This is a genomic window from Psychrobacter sp. T6-1 (genome assembly GCF_052258445.1).
Window position 1 is genome coordinate 1 of record NZ_JBQQFC010000519.1, and the last position, 1,137, is coordinate 1,137.

Consider the following 1,137-nt stretch of genomic DNA (forward strand, 5'->3'; position numbering starts at 1 on the left):
CAGATATCAGCTTTGACTATACGAGCTTGTTTGGCGCAAATCAATTTTAGTCTGCTGATAGCTACCAATATCCAAGCAGGCGTCACTTTTTAGTAACACTTGCTTGTGATTTTGGCGAGTCAAACATGCTGTTAAACATTTCAGAGACGACTGAGCTACCGCTATTTGCTACAATGACACGCTACTGTATAAAGGGGCTTACTCCTATGTCCATCGAACCTACTTCTACCACTTATTACGACCTCTCAAAGCTATCTGCTACTGAGCGATCAGTCGTACAGGATTTGATTGAGCGCCTCCCTAAAGATAGTGATCAAGCATCCTTGGCAAATTCTATTGCAGATTTGTCCATAACAGCATTCGTCGATGGGCGCAATCTATCTTGCCCTATGCCACTACTTAAAACTAAAGTGGCGCTGCGGCAAGTAGTAGACGGTGACTCACTCTATATCGTCGCAACTGACCCCAACTCACAAGCAGATATTGTCGCTTTTTGTGAGCAAAGTCAGATAACAAAAGCTACAAGCTCATTATCTTTGGCAGTCAACACTACAAGTGAGATAGAGCCAGATAGCAATCTAGCAACATCATTCGATACAATATATCACTTCATCATTACCAAAACTGATAGTAACTAAGCGTCTCTATCCTTTACAATTAATACAAATACACCTTTGCTTACTTAGTTATAAATACTTAGTTAAAAACACTCAAGGTCAAGAATATGGCTACTAAATCAGCAAGCGACAATAACAACCGCAAAAAAAACGACAAGGTGCAAGACAAAACTGCGCCAGACAATGCTGTGCAAAATGATGAGACGTCTAATATAAAAACAGCGGCAGGCAAAACCTTGACGCCTGCAAAAAGTGAAGCTCGTACCGCAGCGCTCAAGGCTGCCGCACAAAGACCACCTTATGATGCGAGTAAATTGGGCGATACCAGTACCCGTGACTTGGTGCCTGCGATGCCAACGCATCTGTCAGCGCCTGGCGTGAACTTAGGGGCATACATTAATACTGTGCATCAAATCCCTATCCTAACGCCAACACAAGAGCAAGAGCTGGCTCATCGTTATTACGATGAAGGCGATGTCGAAGCGGCGCGCCTTCTCGTTATGTCGCATCTGCGTTTTGT

At 43.7% G+C, this 1,137-nt stretch carries 2 protein-coding genes; both read left to right on the top strand.

Translation table 11 applies throughout. The annotated features are described in order from the left end of the window. Positions 1 to 125 precede the first annotated feature (125 nt). The gene (locus ACTXGO_RS14260; protein WP_443574977.1) at positions 126 to 638 is read left to right on the top strand and encodes a sulfurtransferase TusA family protein; all 513 of its coding nucleotides are present in this window, start codon (positions 126 to 128) and stop codon (positions 636 to 638) included. Positions 639 to 724: 86 nt separating this feature from the next. Next, positions 725 to 1,137, top strand: a 413-nt coding sequence (locus ACTXGO_RS14265; RefSeq protein WP_443574978.1) for a sigma-70 factor domain-containing protein, incomplete at its 3' end; no start/stop codon positions are given.